Genomic DNA, 4,927 nt, shown 5'->3' with positions numbered 1-4,927 from the left:
CTTCTAGTGTATGAACAGCTGTAGGAATTAAACGGAGTTCGATCATACCTTTTGGAATTACCGGATAAACAACGATTGAGCAAAAGATGCTATAGTTCTCGCGTAAATCGTAAGTAATTGCAGTAGCATCAGAAAGTTCGCCTTTTAAGAAAACCGGTGTAACTACCGAATCGGTAACACCTAAATCGAATCCGCGCTCACGTAATCCTTTTTGCAGGGTCATTGCAATTTCCCAAAGTTTATCCTTCAGCTCAGGTTGGCTTTTTAGCAACTCTAAGCGTTTTAACAAACCGATTACCATTGGCATTGGTAATGCCTTGGCAAAAGTCTGAGAACGCATGTTATACCTTAAAAAATTAGTGATCTGTTCTGTTGAAGCAACAAAAGCACCAATACCTGCCATAGATTTGGCGAAGGTTCCAAAATAAACATCGATTCCATCAATACAGTCTTGTGCTTCGTGTGTACCTGCACCGGTTTTACCCATTGTACCGAAACCATGTGCATCATCAACCAGGATACGGAAGTTGAAATCTTTTTTAAGATCAACAATTTCCTTCAATTTACCCTGAGCTCCGCTCATTCCAAAAACACCTTCGGTAATTAAAAGAATACCACCACCAGTTTCTTCAACCAGTTTGGTAGCACGCTCTAACTGCTTACGGGCACTTTCAATATCATTATGTTTGTAAACAAATCGTTTACCCATGTGCAAACGTAATCCATCTACAATACAGGCATGCGATTCTGCATCATACACCACAACATCATTCCTGTCAACCAGAGTATCGATAATAGATACCATACCCTGATAACCGTAGTTTAATAAAAATGCATCTGGTTTGCCCACAAACGCTGCAAGTTCTTGCTCCAGCTGTTCATGATAGCTTGAATTACCGCTCATCATACGGGCACCCATAGGGTAAGCCATACCAAATTTTGCCGCAGCTTCTTCATCTGCCTTTCTAACTTCCGGGTGATTGGCTAAGCCTAAGTAGTTGTTTAAACTCCAAACCAAATGCTCTTTTCCACGAAACTGCATGTGAGGTGCAATTTCTCCCTCTAATTTTGGAAATGAGAAATACCCATGAGACCATTTCTGGTGTTGCCCTAGTGGCCCCATGTGCTTTGCTATCTTATCAAATATATCCAATGTATTATGTGTTTTTTATAATAAAATTTTGCGAATTTAAGCTTTATTCGTCTTAAAATCAACCTAATGATCTTTTAGGTGTTAATTAAGATTTTTAACACTCCAATTTTATGCCAAAAAAGCCCCGATTTTACTTCGGGGCTTTAAAATTATATTTGGTTTGTTTTAATCAACGTTATCGTGCAAGAAAGAATTGTTAGGTCTGATCTCAGTACCACCATCCTGATCGTTGCTTAAAGTAAACCTACTCACCTGCGATTCAGAAGAATGCTGAACTTGTTGCAACTGCATTTGCTTGCGTTTATAAGCAGGTTCGTTTTCCAGTTCCTGTAAACCATTGGTAGTACGCAATTTCATGCTTAAATCTTTTAAACGTAAAATACGTTCTTTAGATTTTTTCAATTGCTCTTCCATCGATTCATCACTTTTGTCATCATCTAAACCTACAACCGGCATTTCAATTTCCGGCTCAGGCATTGGCGGCATTTGGGCAGCCGGTGTTTCGAACACAAAATTAGTTTCAGCTAATTTTACCTCAAACTCAAAGCCGGTTTCCTGTGCTTCTTCTACCTGAGGTTCTTCTTCCATCAAGGTATGGCGAACCACATTATTTTCTGGCTCCTGAACTTTTTGAGGTTCCGATTTATTGAACATACCACCAAAAAGATCTGCCTGCGAAACTTCTTCCTTCGTTTTTAAAACAGGCTCGTAAGATGGCGTTGTTTTAGGCTGAATGAAAGAGTTTACTGGTTCAACGGGACGAACTAGCGGCGCTTCTTCAGGTGTTAAAAGTGATATTTTCTTTTTATTTTTTTCTTCGTTTACGCGTTCTTCTGATGTTTGGAAACCTGTAGCAATAATGGTTACTGAAAGTTTATCGCTTAAAGATTCGTCGGTACAGTTACCCCAGATCAAATCAGCCGATAAACCAGCTTTTTCCTGAATGTAATCGGTAATGATCGAAACTTCATCCATGGTTACTTCGCGCAGACCAGAACTAATATTCAATAAAATATAACGGGCACCTTCGATTTCATTATCCTTTAACAATGGAGAAGCCAAAGCGCCTTCTACGGCCTGTAACGCACGGTCTTCGCCCTCAGCGGCAAAACTACCCATAATGGCTACGCCACTATCTTTCATTACAGTACGCACATCCTTAAAATCCACGTTGATATAACCTGGAACTGTGATGATCTCTGCAATACCTTTTGCAGCCGTGGTTAAAATATCGTCGGCCTGGCCAAAGGCAGAGCCTAAGGTTAAGTTTCCGAAGATTTCACGCAGGCGATCGTTAGAGATAACTAAGTAAGAATCTACGTATTTTTTCAACTCTTCCATTCCTTCATCTGCCTGCAGTCTACGTCTTTTTCCTTCGAAAGAAAATGGTGTAGTAATGATGGCAACAGTTAAAATATCAAGTTCTTTAGCTGCTTTCGCAATGATTGGAGAAGCTCCTGTTCCGGTACCACCACCCATTCCTGCTGTAATAAAAAGCATTTTGGTCGTACTACCTAACATGGCCTTAATATCATCTATATTCTCTATAGCTGAGTTTTTACCAACCTCAGGAATAGAACCAGCCCCCATCCCTTCGGTTAAGCTAGCACCTAATTGTACCTTGTTAGGTATTGGGCTAGATTCCAAAGCCTGGGCATCTGTATTACAAATAATAAAATCCACACCAGTAATACCAGACAGGTACATATGGTTCACTGCGTTGCCGCCACCGCCTCCAACACCAATTACCTTGATGATTGAAGACTTATCTTTTAACATTTCGAACTGCATATCTTTATGAATCAGTTGTTTAAAAATTTTTAAATTCTGTTCATTACTCAATGTAATATTAACACTTTTTCAACAGACGTTTTCCACAACTGTTGATAATGTGGAAAACTCATCTTTTGTGGAAAAATAATTAACTTTTTAAGTAATCTTCATCGCTTACATTCATGTCATCCTGAATGAAAGTTCTTGTTTTTGCCAGTAATTTATCAAACAAACCTGGTCCGCGTTTCTCTTTTTCTTTGGCTGTTTTTGGTTTTTCTACAAAAACGCCAGGCTGTTTCATTTCTTCAATTAACTCTTCTGCTTTTTGGATTCCTTTGATCAGCAAACCTACACTGGTTGCATACATCGGGCTTTTCAGATCATCATAAATGGTTTTAGGCATATCTTCATATTTAGATAAATGCTCGTTCGGGTAACCAATACGACAATCTAAACCGGTTACATATTCAACTGCCTGAGATAAGTGTTTTAATAAAGCACCACCACCGGTAATTACAATACCACCGATCAGTTTTTTCTCATATCCTGAAGATTTGATCTCGTAATATACGTGCTCAATAATTTCTTCCATACGCGCCTGAATGACGTAAGCCAGGTTTTTAACCGAAATTTCTTTTGGTTCGCGGCCACGTAAGCCAGGAACACAAATAATTTCGTTTTCTTTATTTTCTTCAGCCAATGCCGAACCAAAACGTGTTTTTAATAACTCAGCCTGGTTGCGCATTACAGAGCAGCCCTCTCTGATATCTTCGGTAACACTATTGCCACCAAAAGGGATAACTGCCGTGTGACGGATAATACCTTCGTGGAAAATGGCAATATCTGTAGTACCACCACCAATATCAACCAATGCAATACCAGCTTCTTTTTCTTCCTCGCTCAACACCGATTCAGAAGAGGCCAATGGCTCAAGAATTAAATCCTGAGTTTGCAGACCTGCATTGTTTACACATTTGATGATATTTTTTACAGCCGTAACCTGACCAGAAATGATATGAAAGTTAGCTTCAAGGCGAACCCCTGCCATACCGATCGGATCTTTGATTCCCGGCTCGTTATCGATGGTAAATTCCTGTGGCAATACATGGATGATTTCCTCACCCGGCGGCATTACCAGTTTAAACATATCATCAATCAGCTTATCGATATCTTTTTTACCGATTTCGTTGTTTAATTCTCTTCTTGTTAAAATTCCTCTGTGCTGTAAGCTCTTAATGTGCTGACCAGCAATACCCACATTTACCACCTGTATCTCTACATTGGATTGTCCGCTTGCTACTTCAACTGCTTGAGCAATACCCTGCACGGTTTTTTGAATGTTAGAAACCACTCCACGTGTCACACCCGCCGATTCTGCCTTGCCTATTCCTAAGATTTCTATCTTACCGTGTTGTGTTCTACGACCAACGATAACACAAATTTTTGTAGTACCGATATCCAATCCTACTACGATGGGCGACTGACTGGTAAATTTTGCCTTGTCCATATTCGTTAATTTTGCTGAGTTTTATACTGTTTTTCCAATGCCCTGATTTCTTTCTCTCTTGCTTCTTTCTCTTTCTTCAGTTGGGCCTCAGATTTTGCCGGCTTTGGCTGTGTTGTTACCGTTTGCTTCGGTTTTTCTTTTTTATCCGCTGGCTTTGTTTCCTTCGGTTTGGCGGCCTGCGCAACCGCTGGCTTTTTTACTTCTGTTTTAACTGGTACTGTTTTTTTAGGCGCCTCCTTTTTCACTTCCGCTTTTTTAGGCTCGGGCTTTTTTGGCGCTTCTCTTTTAGGCGTCTCCTTTTCGGCTTCATCTGCCTCTGGCCGGTCATCCATCGCCGCCACAATTGTGCTGTTGATCAGTGAATCGGTTACGTTTCGTTGTATCCTCAAACTATCGGCTGCAGAAATTGTTTTTGCTTTTTTCCCTAATTCTGTCGAATCTCTTTTTTCGCAAACAATCTGGTTGGTATATTTAATATTGATGGTTTTATAAGT

Annotated in this window: 3 protein-coding genes and 1 pseudogene; all 4 read right to left on the bottom strand. The window is 40.0% G+C overall.

Annotation, left to right across the window (positions count from 1 at the left end):
- The coding region (locus AC1DPQ_RS17540; RefSeq protein WP_477610384.1) for an aminotransferase class I/II-fold pyridoxal phosphate-dependent enzyme at positions 1 to 1,153 on the bottom strand (1,153 nt) is incomplete at its 3' end.
- A gap of 165 nt (positions 1,154 to 1,318) precedes the next feature.
- Positions 1,319 to 2,944 (bottom strand): cell division protein FtsZ, encoded by a 1,626-nt coding sequence (gene ftsZ, locus AC1DPQ_RS17535; protein ID WP_477610385.1) that lies wholly within the window; start codon positions 2,942 to 2,944, stop codon positions 1,319 to 1,321.
- A 130-nt stretch (positions 2,945 to 3,074) separates the two neighbouring features.
- Positions 3,075 to 4,433, bottom strand: coding sequence for a cell division protein FtsA (gene ftsA / locus AC1DPQ_RS17530; protein ID WP_055915204.1), 1,359 nt, complete (start codon positions 4,431 to 4,433; stop codon positions 3,075 to 3,077).
- 5 nt (positions 4,434 to 4,438) lie between these two features.
- Positions 4,439 to 4,927: pseudogene (locus tag AC1DPQ_RS17525) on the bottom strand (cell division protein FtsQ/DivIB); the annotation flags it as partial.

Source organism: Pedobacter sp. 01T416_2, from assembly GCF_056398925.1.
Note: the sequence above shows the minus strand (reverse complement) of the source record. Positions and strands in the feature narration are given on the sequence as shown.

Bases quoted from the DNA above. Each gene is read 5' to 3' on its own strand.
- ftsZ (WP_477610385.1), bottom strand. From the start codon at position 2,944: ATGCAGTTCGAAATGTTAAAAGATAAGTCTTCAATCATCAAGGTAATT.
- ftsA (WP_055915204.1), bottom strand. From the start codon at position 4,433: ATGGACAAGGCAAAATTTACCAGTCAGTCGCCCATCGTAGTAGGATTG.